Genomic DNA, 21299 nt, shown 5'->3' with positions numbered 1-21299 from the left:
CCTCAGGCCGCGCGCCGCGCGGCGCGGGCTTCCACGAGGTAATAGAGCGCGGGCAGCAGCCACAGCGTCAGCAGCGTGGCGCTGGCCAGCCCGCCCACCACCACGGTGGCCAGCGGGCGCTGCACGTCGCTGCCGAGACCCGTCGCCAGCATCGCGGGCGTGAGGCCGATGGCGGCCACGGTGGCGGTCATCAGCACCGGCCGCATGCGGCTGGCGGCGCCTTCGATCACCGCCGCGCGCAGGCCCATGCCGTCCTGCGCGCGCAGCCGGTTGATCTGCGCGATCATCAGCACGCCGTTGAGCACCGCCACGCCGGACAGCGCGATGAAGCCCACCGCGCTGGACACGTTGAGCGTCATGCCGCGCAGGTGCAGCGCGGCCAGCCCGCCGATGGCGGCCAGCGGCACCGCCAGCAGCACCAGCGCGGGCTGGCGCAGGTTGCGGAACGCGGCGAACAGCAGCACGAACATCAGCGCCAGCGTCATCGGCAGGATCACCGCCAGGCGCGCCTGCGCGCGCTCGAGGTTCTCGAACTGGCCGCCCCATTCGACCTGGATGCGCCGCGGGTCGTAGCGCAGCGCGGCGTCCAGCGCCGGGCGCGCCTGCGCCAGGAAACCGGACAGGTCGCGCCCGCGCACGTTGAGCCGCACGATCAGGTGGCGGCGCGCCATCTCGCGCACGATCACGCTTTCGCCCGAGGTGGCGCGGATGTCCGCCACCTGCGCCAGCGGCACCCTGGCGCCGTTGGCCGCGTTCAGCATCAGGCCGCCGATGCCGTCGGCGCCGGCGCGCGCCTCGGGCGCGAAGCGCACGGTCATGTCGTAGCGCCGCTCGCCCACGTAGACCTGGCCGACCGGCGCGCCGCCGATGCCGGTGGCGACCAGCTCGGCCACGTCGGCCGCGCTGATGCCGTGGCGCGCGGCGGCGGCGCGGTCCAGGTCGATGCGCAGGTTGGGCAGCGGCGGCTCCACGTCCACCGCCACGTCGGCCGCGCCGGGCACGCCGCGCAGGGTGTCCGCCACCTGGGCGGCGAGGCCGCGCAGCTCGGCGAGGTCGTCGCCGAAGAGCTTGACCACGAGGTCGCTGTGCGCGCCCGAGAGCTTGTCCTGCACGCCGTCGATCATCGGCTGCATGAAGGCCACCGTGAAGCCGGGCATCTGCGCGTAGCGCGCCGCCAGCTTGTCGATCAGTTGCTGCTTGCTCATGCCGGAGGCCCAGGTCCGGTACGGGTGCAGGCCCACGCTGGCCTCGATGTGCGAAGGCGTCCAGTAGTCGGTGCCGTCGTCGTTGCGGCCGGTCTGCGTGACCACGTAGGAGACTTCGGGAAACGCGCGCGTGGCGCGGCGCAGCTCGCTGGCCATGTCGGCGGCGCGCTCGAGCGTGATGCCGGGCGGCATCTGCACCTGCAGCCACAGCGAGCCCTCGTCGAGGTAGGGCAGGAAATCGCGCCCGATGCTGGCGCCCAGTGCCAGCATGCCGGCCAGCGCCAGCGCGCAGGTTGCGGCCACCCGGCGCGTTTTGCCGATGCCGCGCTCCAGCGCGGCGCGGTAGCGCGCGCCGAGCCACGCCAGCGCCGGGTTGTGGAACACGCGGCGCGGCTTTCGCATGGCGAGCCACGCCAGCCCCGGCACCAGCGCCAGCGCCACGATCAGCGCGCCGGCCAGCGCCGCGCCCACGGCGAAGGCCATCGGCGAGAACAGCTTGTACTCGATGCGCTCGAACGAGAACAGCGGCAGGTAGGCGGCCACGATCACCAGCATGCCGAAGCCCATCGGCCGCGCCACCTGCAAGGCCGCGGCGAGCGCGTCGCGCGGCGCCAGCGGGCGCTGCGCCTGCTGCTCGCGCCGGCGCAGGACGTTTTCCACCAGCACCACCGCGCCGTCCACCAGGATGCCGAAGTCGATCGCGCCCAGGCTCAGCAGGTTGGCCGGGATGCGCAGGTGGTGAATGAAGATGAACGCGATCAGCAGCGACAGCGGAATCGTCAGCGCCACGATCAGCGCCGCGCGCGGGCTGCCCAGGAACAGCAGCAGCACCACCGCCACCAGCGCCATGCCCTCGGCCAGCGTCATGCCCACGGTGCGCATGGTGGCGTCGATCAGCGTGGCGCGGTCCAGGTAGGGCACCACCTTCACGTCCGCCGGCAGCAGGTTGTCGTTGAGGTCGCGCACGGCCGCGTGCACGCCGTCGAGCGCCCGCGCCGCGTTGAAGTCCTTGAGCAGCAGCGCGATGCCGGAGACCGCGTCCGGGTCGTCGTCCTTGCCGAGGATGCCGCGCCGCTCCACGCTGCCGTAGCGCAGCGTGCCGAGATCCTTGACCAGCACCGGCGTGCCGTCCTTCACCGTCACCACGACGTTGCCCATGTCGCCGAGCGAGCGCAGCAGCCCGGTGCCGCGCACCACGTAGGACTGCTCGCCGCGGTCGATCACGCCGCCGCCCGCGCTGGCGTTGTTGGCGTTGAGCGCCGCGCTCACCTGCGCCAGCGTGAGCTTGTACGCCGCCAGGCGCGCGGGGTCCACCTCCAGCATGAACTGCGTGGTCAGGCCGCCGAAGGTGGTCACGTCCACCACGCCGCGTACCTTCTTCAGGCGCGGCACCACGGTCCACGCCTGCAGCTCCGACAATTCGCGCAGGCTGCGCGTGGGCGAGGCCAGCGTGTAGCGGTAGAACTCGCCGGTGGGCGAGGTGTAGGGATCGAGCCCGGGCCTGGCGCCATACGGCAGCTCGACTTCGTTGAGGCGCTCCTGCAGCCGCTGGCGCGCCCAGTAGCCATCGGTGCCGTCCTCGAACACCACCGTGACCAGCGACAGCGCGAACAGGCTGCGCGTGCGCAGCACGTGCATGCCGGGCGTGGCCAGCAGCGCGCGTTCCAGCGGGATGGTGATCTGCTGCTCGATCTCCTCGGCGCCCAGGCCGGGCACCTGGGTGACGATCTGCGAGGTGACGTCGGCAATGTCGGGATAGGCCTCGATCGGCAGCTGCTTCCAGCTATGGGCGCCGTACAGCGCCACCAGCGCGAACACCAGCCACACCACGGCGCGCCGCTCGAAGCACAGGGTGACGAAACGGTCAATCATGGAGCAGCACCCCGTTCTTCACCACGATGCGCTCGCCGGCCTCGAGGCCGGAGAGGATTTCCACCATGCCGCCCGCCTGCGCGCCGGTGGCGACCACGCGCGGCGCGAAGCGGAACGGCGCGGTCTCCACCAGCACGCGCGTCTCCAGCCCGCCCTGCAGCAGCGCCGCGGGCGGCACCAGCAGGGCCGGGTGCGCCGCGCCGGCCAGCACGACCGTGGCGTACATGCCCGGGCGGTAGCGCCCCTCGCGGTTGTCGATGGCCACGCGCACCTTCACCGTGCGGGTGTCGGCGTCGAGGATCTCGCCCACGTAGCGCACCTGCCCGGCGACGGCCGCGCCGGGGTAGGCGTTGAACGCGATCTGCGCCGGCTGCCCGGCGAAGACCGCGCCGATGTCCTTCTCCGGCACGTTGGCCGCGAGGTACACGGTGGACAGGTCCGCCACCGTCATCAGCGGCGCGGCGGTGTCGTTCCAGTAGCCGCCCGGCGCGGCGTCCAGCGCGATCACGCGCCCGGCCAGCGGCGCGCGCATGGTGTATTGCCGCTGCGACGGCGCGCCGCCGCCGGCGCCAAGCTGCGCCAGCCGCGCGGCGGCGGTGTCGGCGTCGCTGCTGGCCTGCGCGTAGGCCAGCCGGGCCTGCTCGAAGTCCTTGCGCGCGGCGATCTCCGCGTCGAGCAAGGCGCGCTGGCGCTCCAGTTCCAGCCGCGCCTGCTCGCGCGCGGCGCGCGCCTTGCCGGCCTCGCCGCGCGCGGCGCTCAGCTCGGCCGAGTCCAGCGTCAGCAGCGCGTCGCCCGCGCGCACGGCATCGCCGAGCGCCACGTGCAGGCGCGCGATGCGCCCGGGCAGCGGCGGCACGATGCGCACCAGCCGGGCCGGATCGGCCTCGATCTCGCCGGGGACCGGGATGGACCGCCGCAGCGGCGTCTCGGCGACGGCGCGGACCTCGAGGCGCGCGCGCAGCGGCGAGGCCGCGGGCACGAAGATGGCGCCGCCATCGCGCACGAGTCCGGCGGACGATGGGGGTGAAGAAGAGGACGCGGGCGGGCCGGCATGCGCGCCGCCATCGCAGCCGCCCAGGGCAAGGCAGGCGGCCAGCGCGCAGGCGCCGGCGGGCAGGAAAGGGGTGTTCGGGAACATGGTTGTCTGGCTCTCGGAGCGGAGTCGAACGGCATCGACAGGCGTGACGCATCCCCGGCGCCGCGCGGCGCGAACGCGCGCGGGTGGCCGGTGACGGGCGCATGCCCGGCGGACTACGGGATGAGGGACGGCGCGGAGAGCGGGGCGGGGAAAGCCAGGCGGATGCGCGCGGCGCGCCCGGTGGCGGCGCGCGCGATGCAGGTCAGGCGGTCAGCCGCCGCGCTCCCGGCGCGTCGGACTGCAGGAAGGGTCGGGGTCCATGTCTGGCCTCTGGTCGGTTCCGGGCGGACCGGCGTGGACAAGCCGCGTGCCGGCCGCGGGCACGCTGGCGGTGGACGAACGCAGCCACCGGCGGGCTGCGATGCGCAGCGCGCCCGGTGGAAGGAGACCGTGTTCAGGAAAGCAGGCGGGGCAGGACGCCCGGCCTCGAAGCACCGTGCCGCGGAGCGGGCACGGATTAGGGATACCGTGGCCCGATCAGGCGGTGATGCCGATCCTGGATCGGCTACTGTCGTCGGAACAATTGCCCACTGGGTATGCCCTGTTGTTGAGAATGCGCGTACTCTAGCGGCGGGCATGGCATGGGTCAAGCAAAAATGCCGCGCCCGCGCGCGATCGGCGCCGGTGCCGCCGCGCCGCGGAAAACGGGCCGCATGGCGGCGCCGCGATCAAGCGGATTTTTCCGCAGTGGCATGCCGGCAATTCGGAAACCACGACGCGCGGCCGCTCTCATCGAACAGGAAGTCACGAATGAACGTACTGATATTCGGCGCGACCGGCATGGTCGGCCTCGGCGTGCTGCGCGAATGCCTGCTGGCCGACGACGTGCAGCGCGTGCAGACCGTGGGCCGCACGCCTACCGGCCAGCGGCACCCCAAACTGACCGAGGTGGCGCACGCCGACCTGCTGCACTACGAAGGCATCGAAGCGGCGCTGACCGGTTTCGACGCCTGCTTCTTCTGCCTCGGCGTGTCGTCGGCCGGCATGTCGGAAGCCGAGTACACCCGCGTCACCTACGACATCACGCTGGCCGCCGCGCAGGTGCTGGCCCGGCTCAACCCGCGCATGACCTTCGTCTACGTGAGCGGCGCCGGCACCGACAGCACCGCGCGCGGGCGCTCGATGTGGGCGCGCGTGAAAGGCCGCACCGAGAACGCGCTGCTCGAACTGCCGTTCAAGGCGGCCTACATGTTCCGTCCCGGCGCCATCCAGCCGCTGCACGGCATCCGCTCCAAGACCGCGGCCTACCGGATTCCCTACCTGCTGCTCGGGCCGTTGCTGCCGCTGCTGCGGCGGCTGTTCCCGGCCTACGTCACCACCACCGAGCAGGTCGGGCGCGCGATGCTCATCGTGGCGCGGCGGGGATTTCCGCGTGCGCTCGTCGAGGCGCGCGACATTGCCGACATGCGCTAGCGGCGCGGGCGGGGCCCCGCGTCCCGCTCTGCGCGGCAGTGCCCAGGCAAGAGGACGCGGCGCCGGGGCGGCCGGCAGTCAGGCCGCGATTCAGGCGCGAATATCGCCAAGCGCCCAAAGGAAGCGGTCCATATGCTTCTTCAGGTTCACGTCCACGCGCAGGTAGCGCGAGCCCAGTCCCTCGATGTCCGACCCGTCCTTGACGATCACGCCCCGCTGCAGCAGCGCGTTGAAGACGCGCGTGGCATCGAGTTCCGGATTCAGGATCTCCGTCAGGAAGAAGTTGGCGCGGGAGTTCGGCACGGCGCGGAAGCCCGGGATATTGTTCACGCCGGCGGTGACGTATTCGCGCATCTCCACCACCGTGCGCACGGCGCGCTGCACGTGCTCGTCGTCGTCGATGCCCGCCACGCCGCCGGCGATCTGCATCTGGCCCATGTTCCAGGTCGGCTTGATGAGGCGAAGCGGACGGATCAGGTCGACGTTGGCCGAGATGCCGAAGCCCACGCGCAGACCCGCCAGTCCAAAGGCCTTGGACATCGTGCGCAGCACGATCAGGTTCTTGTACTCGCGGAGCAGGTCCATGCCGAACGTTTCTTCGCTGTAGTGGACATAGGCCTCGTCGAGCACGATCAAGGTATCTTCGCCGGCGGCTTCGCAGACGCGCCGCACGTCCGCCTCCGGCAGCATCTGGCCGCTCGGGTTGTGCGGGTTGGTGATGAATGCGATCTTCGGATTGACCTTCTTCAGGGTCTCCAGGTACAGCTCGATCTGCGGGTCGAAGTCCTTGCCCATCGGCACATACACGGGGCAACGGCCTTCCGCGTTCGCATAGATGCGGTAGAGCGGAAAGCAGGGCGCATGCATGAGGACGGGGTCGTCCGGCGCCGCGAAGGCGCGGATCACCATCGAAATGACCTCGGTCTCGCCGGAGCCGCAAACGACGCCTTCCGGGTCGAAGCCGTACTTCGCGCCAATGGCCTCACGTAGCTGGCGCGCGGTCCAGTCCGGGTAGATATCGAGTCTCTGGTGCGCTTCCTCGACGGCGGCCACCGCCTTCGGCGAGGCGCCGTGCGGGTTCTCGGCGGAAGCCAGCTTGGCGATGTCGTCTGCGGGGACACCGTACTTGGCGGTGACATATTCCTTGGGCAAACCGGGCACATACACCTCGCCGGACACGAGTGCTTCAGAACTGGGACGTACCATCGTCGAAACTCCACTGAGAGATAAGGGGACAGGGAACAGCGCTGCGAATGCACTAGGCATACTTGTATTGCAAACAAATAGAACTAGTTCTATTTGTGTTAAATACTAGTTCATTCCTGTGGTGGCAGACAACTGTTCCTCGTGATTCTCGTTCTGACGCCGAATTTTGGTGACTTAAAAGCCATAAATTTGTGCTGTTTCTCGTCTTGTTCATGCCATCTTGCGCCGCGCACTAAAACGGTTCCCAAGTGCACTGGTTCCGCACATCCCGCACCAAATCTACGTTTTGGACCTTCAAACCAGGTTCTTCTTGCAAACCTGTACGGGTTTCACCGAATATCACTACATCACTGGTGCCAATAGTCTTGCATTGAACTAGTTTTGATTGGTGGGTGTACCGGTGTCACTGCTGGACCACGGATCCGGCGATTCACATTCAAGGGTCATGAACACTGGGTGGCCTGAGCCGCCCGCAGCAAGGAGCACGTCATGAAGTTGCAGCACTGGAGCATTCTGTCGGCCGCGGTGGTGGTCGCCTTCACCCTGATGGCCCCTGTCCGCGCCGAACAACTCACGGGCACGCTCAAGAAGATCAAGGACACCGGCAGCATTACGCTCGGCGTGCGGGAGTCCTCGGTTCCTTTCTCCTACCTCGACGACAAGCAGGCGTTTCGCGGCTACTCGCTCGACATCTGCAGCAGGGTCACGGAGGCCATCAAGAAGAAGCTGGGCATGGCGAAGCTCGACGTGAAGCTGCAGCCGATCACGTCGGCGACGCGGATTCCGCTGATGGTCAATGAGACGATCGATCTCACCTGCGGCTCGGACGCGAACACGCTCGAGCGCCAGCGCCAGGTCGCGTTCTCCTACGCCATCTACGTCGGCAACGAAGCCTACGTGGCGAAGAAGGCGGCCAACATCCGCGCCGTTGCCGACCTGAAGGGCAAGACCGTGGTGTCCACGTCGGGATCCACCGACGTCAAGCTGGTCAACGACATGAACCGCGAGCGCAATCTCGGCATGAAGGTGCTTGTCGCCCCCGACCACGGGGCCTCGTTCATGATGATGGACACCGGACGCGCCAATGCATTCATCGTCACCGACATCCTGATCGCCTCCCAGATCGCCAGCGCGAAGAATCCCGACGAGTACTACATGGGGATCGTCGACGAGATGCCGGTGGAGCCGTGGGCGCTCATGATGCGCCGCGACGACCCGGCCTTCCGCGAGCTGGTCAACGGCGTGCTGGCCGGCATGTTCTCGTCGGGCGAGATCAAGACGCTCTACACGAAGTGGTTCGAATCGCCGCTGCCTTCGATCAATGTGAATCTGCGCATCCCGATGAGCCAGAAGCTGCAGCATGCCATTGCCAGGCCCAACGACTCCGGCGACCCGAAGGACTATCAGTAAGCGAACGGGCTCGTGACCGGACGAAGACATGAACTATCAATGGAATTGGGGCATCTTCGGGGAGCAGTCTCCTGACGGCAGCGGTACGTACCTGCAGGCGGTCATCGACGGACTGGGCTGGACGCTGGCTACCGCGCTCACGGCATGGGTGGTGGCCCTGGTGTTCGGCTTTGCTGTCGGCACGCTGAGCACCGTGGCAGACCGCCGATGGTCGAAGGTGGCCAACGCCTACATCGAGCTGTTTCGCAACATACCTCTGCTGGTGCAGATGTTCCTGTTCTACTTCGTCTTTCCCGAGATGCTGCCGGCAGCCGTGGGAGCCTGGCTGAAGAGCTACGAATACTCGTCGTTTCTGACGGCGGTGGTCTCTCTCGGCTGCTATACCTCCGCGCGCGTCGCGGTGCAGGTGGGCGCCGGCATACGCAGCCTCCCGCGCGGCCAGTTCATGGCGGGGCTGGCAAGCGGCATGAAGCCGTGGCAGGTCTATCGCTTCATCTTGCTGCCCCAGGCATTGCGGATCGTGATCCTCCCGCTTACCGGGGAATTCGTCGGCGTGATGAAGAACAGCGCGGTCGCGCTGACGATCGGGCTGATGGAGCTGACGGCGCGAACGCGGGCCATGACCGAACTGTCGTTCCAGACGTTCGAAGCGTTCACCGTCGCGACGGCGCTCTACGTCGCCATGAACCTGACCGTGATCTTCGTCATGCGTCATGTGAACGAGCGCCTCACCGCGCAAGCGGGACGGAGGTAGCGCATGCTCGAGACATTCGACACGGGCGTCATCGCGCGCTCGCTGCGCTACCTGTTCCTCGACGGCATGGCCTTCACCATCCAGCTCACGGTGATGGCGATGATCGGCGGGCTGATTCTCGGCACGATCCTGGCCCTGATGCGGCTGTCATCCAACGCGTTCGTCGCCGCGATAGCCACCTGCTACGTGAACGTCGTCAGGGCCGTCCCGCTGGTTCTGGTCATCTTCTGGTTCTATTTCCTGGTCCCGTACATCGGCGCCTGGCTTACCGGTTCCGGCAAGCCGGTCCAGGTCGGTGCCTTCAGCTCGTCGCTCACGACCTTCGTGATGTTCGAGGCGGCGTACTACTGCGAGATCATGCGGGCGGGCATCCTGTCGGTGTCGCCCGGACAGACGTCCGCGGGCCGGGCGCTGGGCATGCGCGACGGCCAGGTCATGGCGTCGATCGTTCTGCCGCAAGCCGTGCGCAACATGCTGCCCGTGCTGCTGACGCAGACCATCGTGCTGTTCCAGGACGTGTCGCTGGTGTACGTGCTGTCCATCACGGATTTCGTCGGGGCCGCGGCCAAGGTGGCGCAGCGCGACAACAGGCCCGTGGAGATGTATGTTTTCGTGGCCGCGACGTATTTCCTGCTGAGCTTTGGCATGTCGCGGATCGTCGGCAGGCTGCAACGCCGCATGCAGGTGGTGCGCTAGGACACGCGCGGGTCGCGAAGGATTTTCCGCCGATCGGACCGAAGCATGTCAACAAGCACTGTGGCGCCTTCCAGGTGCCGCATGGCTGCCCGCCCACGATTGCCCGTGGTGACGCCGTGGTCTGCGGTTCGTCGGGGCCGGACCAGGAGCCTGTCGTCGTGGCGACGCCGGGGCCGGTCTGCCGTTTGCCGGAAACCGGCAGCCTCCACGGGGCACTTCCACGAGGCAGGTCCCACTGGTTGTCTTCGGCTTTTCGCCGGCCGGCGGCCGTGCGCCGAGTGTATACTAGTTCGCTGCCGGTGAAGGGGTAGAACACTGCCCGCTGGATTGCGACGACTATGAAAAAAACGTGGATTCCCTCAAGCCTTGACCCGAGTCTCTCCAAGTACATGGCGCTGCTCGCCTCGATCGAGCAGGGCGTGGCGGAAGGCACGCTCCGGCCTGGAGACAAACTCCCTTCGAACCGGGAAATCAGTGAGTTTTTCGGCGTCACGGTAGCGACCGTGAGCCGTGCCATGGGCGAAGCCGCGCGGCGGGGCCTGGTGGAAGGGCGCGTCGGCAGCGGCACGTTCATACGCGAGACGCGCACCGCGGCGAATGCGACCGATACCATCGACTTGTCCCTCAACACATTGCCCGCGGCGGTGGTCGCGGATGTCCTGCAAGGCGCGATGGGCAAGCTCGCGCCCGATGCCTTGCACGACAGCCTGTTTTCCTACCACTCGTACCTGCCGTCGGCGGCGCACCGGCAAGTCGCGGCCGGGTGGATCGGCGCGGCCGGGCAATGGCCGGATCCCGACAGCCTCCTGTGCACCACGGGCGTTCATCAGGGACTGCTGGCTTCGTTCCGGGCCCTGCTGAAACCCGGCGATCGCGCCGTTTGCGAGGCGCTCACATATACCGGCATCAAGCGCATAGCCGAGTATTCCAACGTGCAGCTGATCGGCGCGCGGTGCGATGAGGATGGCGTGGTGCCGGAGGCGGTGGAGGAAGCGCTGGAGCGCTCCGGTGCGCGCGTGGTCATCCTGACGCCCACCATGCACAATCCCACCACGGCAACGCTCTCGCTGGAGCGCCGGCTGGCGCTTGCGGCAATACTGCGCAAGCACGACGCCATGCTGATCGAAGACGGGGTCAACGTGCCGCTGGCCAATGACGGATTGCCGCTGCTGGCGACGCTCGTGCCGGAAAGGACCTTCTATCTGACCGGATTTTCCAAGTGCGTGGCGTCGGGCTTCAGGTTGGGCTATGCCGTCGTGCCGCCGGCTTATGTCGGTCCGTTTCATGAGGCCCTGGTGAGCACGCAATGGATCGGGCCGGGCTTTTACCTGGCCCTGGCCGAGTCCATGCTGACGGATGGTTCCGCGCAACGCTGCATCGAGCGGCATCGCAATGAAGCACGCGAGCGCCTTGCGCGGATTCGGCCAGCACTGCCTGGCATGCGTGAGCCGAACACGGCGGGCTATCACGTCTGGGTTCCCGCGGCCAGCGGCATGCTGGTCGACGATTTCTGCACGCAGGCGCTGCAGGCCGGCGTGCGCCTGTCGCCCGGATCCCACTTCGCCATTGCCGGCGGCAGCGCTCCCGCGGGCTATCGCGTCAGCATCGGCACGGTGGCGTCGGGCGCGGAACTGGGCGCGGCCGCGGCGCGGCTGGCGAGCGTGACGGGCGAACTGCCGCGGGCGATCGGCACGCTGATCTAGCCGGCTTTCCCTTGGCGCGGCATTTCCCGCCCGAACTGCGCGGGCAGCTCCGGTGTGTCCGTTCTGCCGGGCGGCAAAGCCGGGATCGTCGGGTGCGATGGCCACGCCTGGGACGCTGCCTGGTTCCCCGTGGGAAATTTCCTGGGATGCGTCAGACGGATACGGGAAATACGGTGCATGCAGCGCGCGCTCGCGGCCCGCTTCAAAACGGCCGGCCGACATCGCCCGCGCACTTGTCCCAGCGCAATGCCGCCAGCGCGAGTGAATTGCATACTTTCGAAAGAAGGCGGCTTGCCGCACGGTGCCGCAATGCCGCGCTTCGCTTTCGGAGGCATGCCCGATGGCGCCGATCAAGATCGCTTTCTGTGCGTTGCTGGCAGGGCTGACCGTGCTCTGGTTGCTCGCCGACACCTTTGTCCCGCAGCCGTTCGGCTACTTCCCGCTGCGCCACGTGCTGGTCCAGTACACCGGGGTGATCGCGATGGGCGCGATGAGCGTGGCCGTGGTGCTGGCCGCGCGGCCGAAGGCGATCGAGCCCGCGCTCGGCGGGCTGGACAAGATGTACCGGCTGCACAAATGGCTGGGCATCACCGCGCTGGCGTTCGGCGTCGTCCACTGGCTGTGGGCCAAGGGCACCAAGTGGGCGGTCGGCTGGGGCTGGCTGACCAGGCCGGCGCGGCGTGGCGGCGGGCAATCGCTGGGCGCCGTCGAGCAACTGTTCCGCGGCCAGCGCGACCTGGCCGAGTTTCTTGGCGAGTGGACCTTCTATGCCGCCGCCGTGCTGATCGTCCTGGCCCTGGTCAGGCGCTTTCCCTACCGCCTGTTCGCCAAGACCCACACCATTCTCGCCGCGCTCTATCTGGTGCTGGTGTTCCACACCATCATCCTGCTGGAATTCCGGTACTGGCTCCAGCCGGTCGGCATCGTCATGGCGCTCATGGCGGCGGCGGGCACCGTCGCCGCCGTGCGCGTGCTGTCGAGGCAGGTCGGCGCGCACCGCAAGGTGACGGGCCATATCGAATCGCTGACCTATTACCCAGAGCTGCGCGTGCTGGAAACCACCCTCGTCATGGAGCCCGGCTGGCCCGGGCAGCAGCCCGGCCAGTTCGCGTTTCTCACCTCGGACCGCAATGAAGGCGCGCACCCCTACACTATCGCGTCGGCGTGGGATCCGCGGGAGCGCCGCATCACGGTGTTCACCAAGGCGCTGGGCGACCACACCAGCCGGCTGTCGGAACGCCTGAAGGCCGGCGACGCGGTGACGGTGGAAGGCCCCTACGGCTGCTTCACCTTCACCGACCGGTGCAAGCGGCAGATATGGGTCGGCGGCGGCATCGGCATCACCCCGTTCATCGCGCGCATGAAGCATCTGGCCTGTGCGCGGGACCAGCAGCACGCCATCGACCTGTTCCATCCGACCGCGGACTTCTCGCCATCGGCCATCGACAACCTGCAGGCCGACGCGCAAGCCGCGCATGTCCGGCTGCATCTGCTGGTGGACGCCAGGGACGGCCGGCTGAACGGCGAACGCCTGCGCAACACCGTGCCGGACTGGCGGGAAGCCAGCATCTGGTTCTGCGGCCCCGCGGCCCTCGGCAAGGCACTGCGCCGCGACCTCGCGGCCCACGGCATGGATCCCGGCAACTTTCACCAGGAGTTGTTCCAGATGCGTTGATCGGGGTGGCCCGGCGTGGACAACCGCAGCCGTATGCCGGTGCGGGCGCTGTCAGGCTGAAGTCAGGGCATTGTCCCCTGGCTTGCCACGCCGCGCCCGCGCCGCCAGCACCTGACTCAACCCCAGCCCCGCCACGGCCGACAAGGCCGAGAACAGAAACACCGAGCTATAACCCGCATGGTTGGCGATGACGCCCGCCACCGGCCCGGTCACGCCCAGCGACAGATCCAGGAACAGCGCGTAGGCGCCGAGCGCCGAGCCGCGGTTGCTGGCCGGCACCAGCTTGACCGCCTCCATGCCCAGCGACGGAAACACCAGCGCGAAGCCGAAGCCGGTGACGGCCGCGCCGGCCAGGGCCGTGGCCGGGGAGTCCGCCATCCAGATCAGCGCCAGCCCGAGCGCTTCCACCGCGAACGAGCACAGCGCCACGCGGTAGCCGCCGAAGCGGCTGATGCTGTCGGCCAGCAGCAGCCGCGCCACGATGAAGCTCACGCCCAGGCTGGTCAGCGCCAGCGCGGCATGGTCCCAGCCGCGGCTGCCGTAGTACAGCGTGACGAAGGCCGTGATGGTGCCGAAGCCGACCGAGCCCAGCGCCAGGCACAGGCCGAACGGCGTCATGTGGCGGAACACCGTGCGGAACGGCATGCGCGCGCCCTTGACGGTGGGCACCGCCGACTTGCGCCGCGCCAGCAGGAACGCGGCGGCGGCCAGCGCGGTGGTGGCCAGCCCGAGCGCGGCAAAACCCAGGTGCTTGTCGAGCAGCACGCCCAGCGGCGCGCCCAGCCCCAGCGCGCCGTAGGTGGTCATGCCGTTCCACGAGATCACCTTGCCGGTGAAGCGCGGGCCCACGTCGCCGATGCCCCAGGCGATGGTGCCGGTGGTGACGAGGCTCTCGCCCGCGCCCAGCACCAGCCGCCCGGCGAACAGCCACGCCAGGCTCAGCCACGCGGTGCCGGCGCAGGCGCTGGACAGCACCACCAGCAGGCCGCTGCCGGCGCACAGCGCCAGCCCGAGCGTGACGGACTTCTTGGGGCCTTGCAGGTCGCACAGGTTGCCGGCCCACGCGCGGCTGAGCAGCGTGGCCAGGTACTGGATGCTGACCGCCAGCCCCGCGATGACCGTGCCATAGCCCAGGTCGCCGTGCACGAAGCCCGGCACCACGGCCAGCGGCAGGCCCACGGTCAGGTAGGCGATGAAGTTGAAGAAGACGATGGCGGCGATGCGCCGGCCGATGCTGCCTTGCTGGTCCCCGGAATCGGGGGCGGCGAGGGTGGAACTGTTTGCGGACATGCTGGGGCGAGGGCGGTGAATCGGTGCGGTTTGTGTGCGGATGAATGCGGACAGGGACGCGGACGAGGACGCGGGCAGGCACGCAGGCAAGGCACGGCCGGCTGGCGTTGGCCGGGCGGCGGGCTGTGACGGACAAGGCGGGCAGGCTGGCATGGCCCGCGCGCGCGGCTACTCGCGCCGTGGCACGGACGAAGGCACGGAACAGGCCAGGGCAACACGGGGGTGGCGGGACGGCAAGGCAGGCAAGGACATGACAGGGCGCGCGGTTGGCCGGTGCGTGTCCCCAGATGCAGTCCGGTAAAAAAGAATCCGCCCGGTCGTGTGCGATCCCGCCGGGCTGGTCGCGCTATTTTAAGCGTGCGTTTAGTAACGTGCAAATGCCCTGCGGGCCGGGACGGAATTTACTGTTGTTGCCGCGCTCGAAGCAGAGCCGGCGGCCGCATCGATGTGATTCATCAATATCTTTCGGTTGGGTGCCTGGGCTTTTCCCGGCGGCCCGTGCAGGCGCGCGCCGGGAGGCGGACAATGGCCGCTGGTTTCAGACGTGTGCTGGTTTTTGAGATGTCGTCATCCCCCTGACTCAATGAAAGGACCGATCATGCAACTCGGAATCGTAGGGCTTGGGCGCATGGGCGCGAACATCGCCAGGCGGCTGCTGCGCGGGCAGCACGAAGTCGTGGTGTACAACCGCAGCCCGGACAAGGTGCGGGAACTGGCCGGCGAAGGCGCGCAGGGCGTGGCCAGCGTCGAGGAACTGGTCGGCAGGCTCCAGGCGCCGCGCGCGGTCTGGATCATGCTGCCGGCCGGGGAGGCCACCGAGCAGATGATCGCCACGCTGGCCGGCCTGCTGTCGCCGGGCGACGTCATCATCGACGGCGGCAACACCTTCTACAAGGACGACATCCGCCGCGCCGGCGAGCTGGCGGCCCGCCAGCTTCACTATATGGATGTGGGCACCTCCGGCGGCGTATGGGGGCTGGAGCGCGGCTACTGCCTGATGATCGGCGGCCCGGCCGCGGTGGTGGACCGGCTCGACCCGCTGTTCGACACGCTGGCCCCCGGCTACGGCACCATCCCGCGCACGCCCGGGCGCGATCCGGCCAGGAGCCGCGCCGAGCGCGGCTACATCCATGCCGGCCCGGCCGGCGCCGGGCACTTCGTCAAGATGGTCCACAACGGCATCGAATACGGCCTGATGCAGGCCTACGCCGAAGGCTTCGACATCCTCAAGACCAAGTCGTCCGACAGCCTGCCCGCGGCCGAGCGCTTCGACATCGACCTCGCCGACGTGGCCGAGGTCTGGCGGCGCGGCAGCGTGGTGTCCTCGTGGCTGCTGGATCTCACCGCGCAGGCGCTCGCCGGCGACGTGGCGCTGTCGCGCTTTCCCGGCGAGGTGGCCGACAGCGGCGAAGGCCGCTGGACCATCGACGCCGCGGTCGAGCAGGCCGTGCCGGTGCCGGTGCTGTCCAGCGCGCTGTTCGCGCGCTTCCGCTCGCGGCAGGACCATACCTATGGCGAGAAACTGCTGTCGGCCATGCGCTTCGGCTTCGGCGGGCACGTGGAATACGTGACCGGCGGCGGGGAGAAGCCGTAATGGCCGCCGCCGCGAAGGAGGGCGGGAAGGGGGCCACCGTGGAGGCCAAGAAGGATACCGCCAAGGCATCCGCCAAAGCGCCCGCGAAAGGCGCCGCAGGCAAGACCATCACCAAGGCCACCGGCAACCACCGCCCCGTGATGGCCAAGGCCCCCAAGCCGCCGCCGGCCACGGTGTTCCTGTTCGGCGCGCATGGCGACCTGGTCTCGCGCCTGCTGGTGCCCGCGCTCTACAACCTGCGCCGCGACGGCCTGCTGTGCGAGGGCCTGCACCTCGTCGGCGTGGACCACAACGCCATGACCGACGCCGCCTTCCGCGAGCGGCTGGCCGAAGGCATCCGCGCCCGCGCGCGTCCCGGCGCCGAGGGCGGCGTGGAAGGCAAGGGCCGCGCCAAGGTCTTCGACGCCAAGATGTGGAACCCGCAGGCGCGCCGCATCAGCTACCTGCAAGGCGATTTCCTCGACGACCGCACCTACGCCGACATCGCCGCGCGCATCAAGGCCGCGCCCACCGGCAACGCCGTGTTCTACCTCGCCACCTCGCCGCGCTTCTTCGGCGAAGTGGTGGACCGGCTCGCCGCCGCCGGCCTGCTCGCCGAGTCGCCCGGCGTGTTCCGCCGCGTGGTGATCGAGAAGCCGTTCGGCTCCGACCTCAAGTCCGCCCAGGCGCTCAACGCCCGCGTGCTGCGCGCCATGTGCGAGGAGCAGGTCTACCGCATCGACCACTACCTCGGCAAGGAGACCGTGCAGAACATCCTGGTCAGCCGCTTCGCCAACGGCCTGTTCGAAGCGTTCTGGAACAACCACTACGTGGACCACGTGCAGATCACCGCCGCCGAGACCGTCGGCGTGGAGCAGCGCGGCGACTTCTACGAGCACACCGGCGCGCTGCGCGACATGGTGCCCAACCACCTGTTCCAGCTCATGGGCCTGGTCGCGATGGAGCCGCCCGCCGCCTTCGGCGCCGACGCCGTGCGCGCCGAGAAAGCCAAGCTGATCGGCGCCATCCGCCCGCAGACGCGCGAGGAAGCGCTGGCCAATTCCGTGCGCGGCCAGTACCGCGCCGGCACGATGGCCGGGCAGAAGGTGCCCGGCTACCGCGGCGAGCCCAAGGTCGCGCGCGACAGCCGCACCGAGACCTACGTCGCGCTCAAGCTCATGGTGGACAACTGGCGCTGGGACGGCGTGCCGTTCTACCTGCGCACCGGCAAGCGCATGGCCGTGCGCGACACCGAGATCGCCATCTGCTTCAAGCAGGCGCCGTCCTCGCTGTTCCGCGACACCCGCGTGGACCGCCTCAAGCCCAACTACCTCACCATCCAGATCCAGCCGGACGAAGGCATGTGGTTCGACTTCCAGGCCAAGCGCCCTGGCCCCGCCGTGGAGATCGACAACGTGCAGATGGGCTTTGCCTACTCCACCTTCTTCCACATGCGGCCCTCCACCGGCTACGAGACCCTGATCTACGACTGCCTGATGGGCGACCAGACCCTGTTCCAGCGCGCCGACAACATCGAGAACGGCTGGCGCGCCGTGCAGCCGTTCCTCGACGCCTGGCGCGACGACGACAGCGCCGACGTGCAAGGCTACAAGGCCGGCAGCGATGGCCCGCGCTGCGCCGACGAACTGCTCGCGCGCGACGGCCGCCGCTGGCACAAGCGCGACTGACGCCCCCGGCGCCACTGATGCCCCCCACGCCATGACCATGCCAACGCCCCCGATGTCCCGGATTGCCCAGCTTCCCCCGATCGACCTGCTGGTCTCCGACGTGGACGGCACCCTGCTGCGCCCCGACAAGACCCTCGCCCCCGCAACAGAGGCCGCCATCGCCCGCCTGCGCGCCGCCGGCATCCGCTTCACGCTGGTCAGCAGCCGCCCGCCGCGCGGCATGCGCTGGCTGGTGGAGCAGCTCGGCATCGACCTGCCCACCGCCGCCTTCAACGGCGCCGCCATCGTCGCGCCCGACGGCAGCATCGCCCAGTCCCGGCACCTGTCCCGCCAGGCCGCCGCCCACACGCTGGCCCTGTTCGCCGGCACCGGCGTGGACACCTGGGTCTTCGCCGACGGCCAATGGCTGCTGCGCCGCACCGACGGCCCCTACGTGCCGCACGAACTCCACACCCTCGGCTACGGCCCGCTGGTGGTGGACAGCTTCGACGGCTACCTCGGCCGCGTCGACAAGATCGTCGCCGCCGACGCCGATCCCGGCCTGCTGGCGCGCCTGGAAGCCCAGCTCCAGGCCCAGCTCGGCGCCGACGTGGGCGCGCTGCGCTCCCAGACCTACTACCTCGACGTCACCCATCCCGACGCCAACAAAGGCAACGCCGTGGCCGCGCTCGCCGCCGGCATCGGCGTGCCGCTCGCGCGCACTGCCGTGATCGGCGACGGCGCCAACGACGTGCCCATGTTCGGCCGCGCCGGCCTGTCCATCGTCATGGGCCAGGCCGAGCCCGAGGTGCGCCGCCACGCCGCCCACGTCACCGCCAGCAACGCCGACGACGGCGTGGCCCAGGCCATCGACCGCCTGCTGCGGCCCGCCTGCGGCTAGCCGCCGCACCGCCAGGGAAGGCCGCGCGCTGCCATCGCCCTTAATTTTTCCGCCATTCGGCCGTTAGCCAGGACAGTGGCCCGTCATTGCAGCACCGGACCTCCGCGCCAGCGCAAAAAAGCGCTGCCGGAGCCACGTGGCGGCGCGGGCCCAGGGACACGATCAACTCCGCGCGGCACAATCCGCGCCCCGGCTGGACAAAGGAAGCGTATGAGCGGCAGCAGCGCGATGAGAGACATCGACGAACGGACCAACCTCACCAACAACAACCAGTTCGAATTGCTGTTGTTCCGCCTCGGCGAGTCCGACCAGTCCACGCACAGCGAACTGTTCGGCATCAACGTCTTCAAGGTCCGCGAAATCCTGGTCATGCCCAAGGTCACGACCGTGGTCGGCGGCGGCACCGCCATGCTCGGCATGGCCGACATCCGCGGCCAGGTCATCCCCGTCATCGACCTGCCCAAGCTGGTCGGCTGCACGCCCAAGAGCGGCCTCAACATCCTGCTGGTCACCGAATACGCCCGCTCCACCCAAGGCTTCGCCGTCGAAGCCGTGGAAGAAATCGTGCGCCTCGAATGGAACCAGGTCGTCTCCGCCGAGACCAGCGTCAAGGGCGACCTCGTCACCAGCATCGCCAAGCTCGATACCGACACCGACAACCCCCGCCTGGTCCAGGTGCTGGACGTGGAGCAGATCCTGCGCGACGTGCTGCCCACCCGCCAGCCCGAAGTCGACCCCAAGACCGTCGGCCCCCAGCTCAACCTGCGCCCTGGCGCCAAGATCCTCGCCGCCGACGACTCCGCCTTCGCCCGCAGCCTGATCGAGCAAGGCCTCAAGGCCATGGGCGTGCCCGTGCTCATGACCAAGACCGGCGAAGAAGCCTGGCAGCAGCTCGGCGAAATCGCCGAACACGCCGCCGCCGCCGGCCGCACCGTGCAGGACGAAATCGCCCTGGTGCTGACCGACCTCGAAATGCCCGAGATGGACGGCTTCACGCTCACCCGCAAGATCAAGGGCGACGCGCGCTTCAAGTCGATCCCGGTGGTGATCCATTCCTCGCTGTCCGGGACGGCGAGCGAGGATCATGTGCGCAAGGTTGGGGCAGATGCTTATGTGTCCAAGTTTTTGGCCAAGGATCTGGCCGAGACGATTCGGGGGGTTTTGGCGAAGTGAGGGGAGGGGGTTTGGCCGGCGCCGGGTTGTGGGCTGGCTAACCCTATGTCCTGAATTCTCAAAAGCTAGTAGAGTCGTGTCGGCGTGACTCCGCCGAAGGTATACTCCGTTCGTCGCTGCAACCACAGCGACCGGGTTTGACAGCCCGGACCAAAAGGGCGGACAGCCGCCGCCAGGCGGCTTTTTCATGTCCGTCGTGCCTTCGCACGCCCATACGGGCGGGCCTGGGCGGGGGAGCCCTCGGGCTCGCCGGGTCCTTTTGGCCGGTCTGTCAACCCTGCCTTGCGCCCGCCCACCCCGATTGACAGCGGGGCGCGGAATCGGAACCGCCCAAAAGGAGGCACTGACATGCCCCGTTTCTCGTTCGCCCATTCCGGGCAACTAGCGTTTTCCAATCTTTTCACCATCAGCCTGTGCATGCGCACTCCGCAAAGGAGGGCGTCCCATGCGTAAGCACACTGCCTACGGCATCACTGCCGAACATACGGGCGCGGACATGTTTGTCACCGCGCATGCACCTTCCGAAAATCCCTTGAGTCTGGCCGCGGAGAAAGCGGCGCAGTTGAATGCGTTGCTGGTGGCGGCCAGCGAGCAGGTTGACGGCTCAATTTGCGCCAGTCATATCGCGAGGGAAGGGCAGAGCCGTCTCCTGGCGCTGGCCGCAGGGCTTGCGCATGAGACGGCGGTGTTGAGTGAGCTTGCTGCGCTGGGCGGTGAAGGGCGCCGCGTCGAGGGTAATAGTTGACGCGCCAGCGTTGATTTTTTGGAAGGGGGCTGCAAGGCTGGTTAGCGCCTTGCAGTCCCGGCATGAATTTGACCCCAATTGGTACAGTCAAGAAGGAATTTCATCTAGATTCGGACTTTACTGATTCATTTCCGTAGCCACTCGCGCGTTAATTCAAAAATCGTGCGCCGAGTCGGAGGACGGAAAGATGGAGAACGGAAACGAGCCGCTTCCTTACTACATGCAAGGTCTGCTATTGCCGTGGTCGTGGAAGAAGAAGGAGAGTTGCAAGGCGGAGGCAATGGCCTGGGCCGCTAGTTGTGGGGCTTGATCTGTGAGCAGCACAAGGCAGCGGCGGAAGCACCTGTTCATGCTTGGCACTCTGTTGGTCGCAATGCTGGCGAGCCTGCCATATTGCTATGACGCACTAAACAGATCGGGCGCGCGCGAATGCCGGCGCGAGACGGTCGGGGACTACACCGGCGAGACATGCTACCTGCCGCGTGAATGGGGCGTGGTATTTCGGCTCTACGATGCCCACAGTGGCGAAATGGTGGCTGAGCGCACCTATCTGGATCCCGACGTTCCTCGCCTGCTTTGGATCGATGACCGTGTCCGCTATGACTTCAATGCGAAGGATGGGGAGGGGTTTGTCAAGCTGCCTCCCACGTGGTGGGACGGGCAGCGGGCCAGGCTTCCGTGAGGGCGCTTTATGTGGGGAAGGAAAGAGTAGCGGATGTCGTATTTCGGCCACGAGCGGCCGCTGGCCTAGCGTTCAGACTGATGCTCCAATGTTGGTTCCACCCGGACAACGGACACATATATTGCATCAATCGGCTTCGTCTCGCGTAGGGGCAAAACCTGCTGCCTCCCGCTCGGCAATGAATGTCTAGCGGCCA

At 68.1% G+C, this 21299-nt stretch carries 16 protein-coding genes; 12 read left to right on the top strand and 4 right to left on the bottom strand.

The window, feature by feature from the left end; genetic code table 11:
- Nucleotides 1-2: 2 nt before the first annotated feature.
- Both ACWTPI_RS30160 and ACWTPI_RS30155 read right to left on the bottom strand, forming a co-directional pair.
- Nucleotides 3-3077 (bottom strand): efflux RND transporter permease subunit, encoded by a 3075-nt coding sequence (locus ACWTPI_RS30160; RefSeq protein ID WP_454733580.1) that lies wholly within the window; start codon nt 3075-3077, stop codon nt 3-5.
- Entirely contained in the window at nt 3070-4215 is a 1146-nt protein-coding gene (locus ACWTPI_RS30155; protein ID WP_454733579.1) for an efflux RND transporter periplasmic adaptor subunit, read from the bottom strand. The genes ACWTPI_RS30160 and ACWTPI_RS30155 overlap by 8 nt, the downstream gene beginning before the upstream one ends.
- A gap of 750 nt (nt 4216-4965) precedes the next feature.
- Between ACWTPI_RS30155 and ACWTPI_RS30150 the strand changes: the two genes are divergently transcribed.
- Nucleotides 4966-5628, top strand: a complete 663-nt coding sequence (locus tag ACWTPI_RS30150) for an NAD(P)H-binding protein (protein WP_454733578.1) — start codon at nt 4966-4968, stop codon at nt 5626-5628.
- A gap of 90 nt (nt 5629-5718) precedes the next feature.
- On the opposite strand, the gene hisC is transcribed toward ACWTPI_RS30150, so the two are convergent.
- Nucleotides 5719-6894, bottom strand: a complete 1176-nt coding sequence (gene hisC / locus ACWTPI_RS30145; protein ID WP_454733577.1) for a histidinol-phosphate transaminase — start codon at nt 6892-6894, stop codon at nt 5719-5721.
- 429 nt (nt 6895-7323) lie between these two features.
- Here hisC and ACWTPI_RS30140 point away from each other — a divergent pair, with 429 nt between their 5' ends.
- From ACWTPI_RS30140 to ACWTPI_RS30120, 5 genes are all read left to right on the top strand, one after another.
- Entirely contained in the window at nt 7324-8244 is a 921-nt protein-coding gene (locus ACWTPI_RS30140; protein WP_020205821.1) for a transporter substrate-binding domain-containing protein, read from the top strand.
- Between the two features lie 28 nt (nt 8245-8272).
- On the top strand, nt 8273-8998 hold the full coding sequence (locus tag ACWTPI_RS30135) for an amino acid ABC transporter permease (protein WP_020205820.1): 726 nt from the start codon (nt 8273-8275) through the stop codon (nt 8996-8998).
- Nucleotides 8999-9001: 3 nt separating this feature from the next.
- Entirely contained in the window at nt 9002-9694 is a 693-nt protein-coding gene (locus ACWTPI_RS30130; protein WP_020205819.1) for an amino acid ABC transporter permease, read from the top strand.
- A gap of 389 nt (nt 9695-10083) precedes the next feature.
- Nucleotides 10084-11397, top strand: a complete 1314-nt coding sequence (locus ACWTPI_RS30125; RefSeq protein ID WP_454733576.1) for an aminotransferase-like domain-containing protein — start codon at nt 10084-10086, stop codon at nt 11395-11397.
- Between the two features lie 340 nt (nt 11398-11737).
- Nucleotides 11738-13072: a ferredoxin reductase family protein gene (locus tag ACWTPI_RS30120; RefSeq protein ID WP_454733575.1), complete on the top strand. Its 1335-nt coding sequence runs from the start codon at nt 11738-11740 to the stop codon at nt 13070-13072.
- 51 nt (nt 13073-13123) lie between these two features.
- Here ACWTPI_RS30120 and ACWTPI_RS30115 read toward each other — a convergent pair whose 3' ends face one another.
- Complete coding sequence (locus ACWTPI_RS30115) at nt 13124-14362, bottom strand: MFS transporter (RefSeq protein ID WP_020205816.1); 1239 nt, start codon at nt 14360-14362, stop codon at nt 13124-13126.
- A gap of 598 nt (nt 14363-14960) precedes the next feature.
- On the opposite strand from ACWTPI_RS30115, the gene gnd reads away from it, so the two are divergent.
- The 6 genes from gnd to ACWTPI_RS30085 all read left to right on the top strand — a co-directional run bounded on the left by gnd (nt 14961) and on the right by ACWTPI_RS30085 (nt 21103).
- Nucleotides 14961-15956 carry a phosphogluconate dehydrogenase (NAD(+)-dependent, decarboxylating) gene (gene gnd, locus ACWTPI_RS30110; protein WP_454733574.1) on the top strand — a complete coding sequence of 332 codons (996 nt, stop codon included), beginning with the start codon at nt 14961-14963 and terminating at the stop codon, nt 15954-15956.
- Nucleotides 15956-17623 carry a glucose-6-phosphate dehydrogenase gene (gene zwf, locus ACWTPI_RS30105; RefSeq protein WP_454733573.1) on the top strand — a complete coding sequence of 556 codons (1668 nt, stop codon included), beginning with the start codon at nt 15956-15958 and terminating at the stop codon, nt 17621-17623. The genes gnd and zwf overlap by 1 nt, the downstream gene beginning before the upstream one ends.
- Nucleotides 17624-17660: 37 nt before the next feature.
- A complete protein-coding gene (locus ACWTPI_RS30100) occupies nt 17661-18503 on the top strand; it encodes a Cof-type HAD-IIB family hydrolase (protein WP_454733572.1) in 843 nt (280 codons plus the stop codon).
- Nucleotides 18504-18713: 210 nt separating this feature from the next.
- Nucleotides 18714-19676 (top strand): chemotaxis protein, encoded by a 963-nt coding sequence (locus ACWTPI_RS30095; protein WP_020205812.1) that lies wholly within the window; start codon nt 18714-18716, stop codon nt 19674-19676.
- 445 nt (nt 19677-20121) lie between these two features.
- Nucleotides 20122-20421 carry a hypothetical protein gene (locus ACWTPI_RS30090; RefSeq protein WP_454733571.1) on the top strand — a complete coding sequence of 100 codons (300 nt, stop codon included), beginning with the start codon at nt 20122-20124 and terminating at the stop codon, nt 20419-20421.
- A gap of 349 nt (nt 20422-20770) precedes the next feature.
- Complete coding sequence (locus tag ACWTPI_RS30085; protein WP_454733570.1) at nt 20771-21103, top strand: hypothetical protein; 333 nt, start codon at nt 20771-20773, stop codon at nt 21101-21103.
- The last annotated feature ends 196 nt before the right edge of the window (nt 21104-21299 follow it).

It is taken from the genome of Cupriavidus ulmosensis (assembly GCF_977008105.1).
This window is presented reverse-complemented; position numbering and strand designations above follow the sequence as displayed.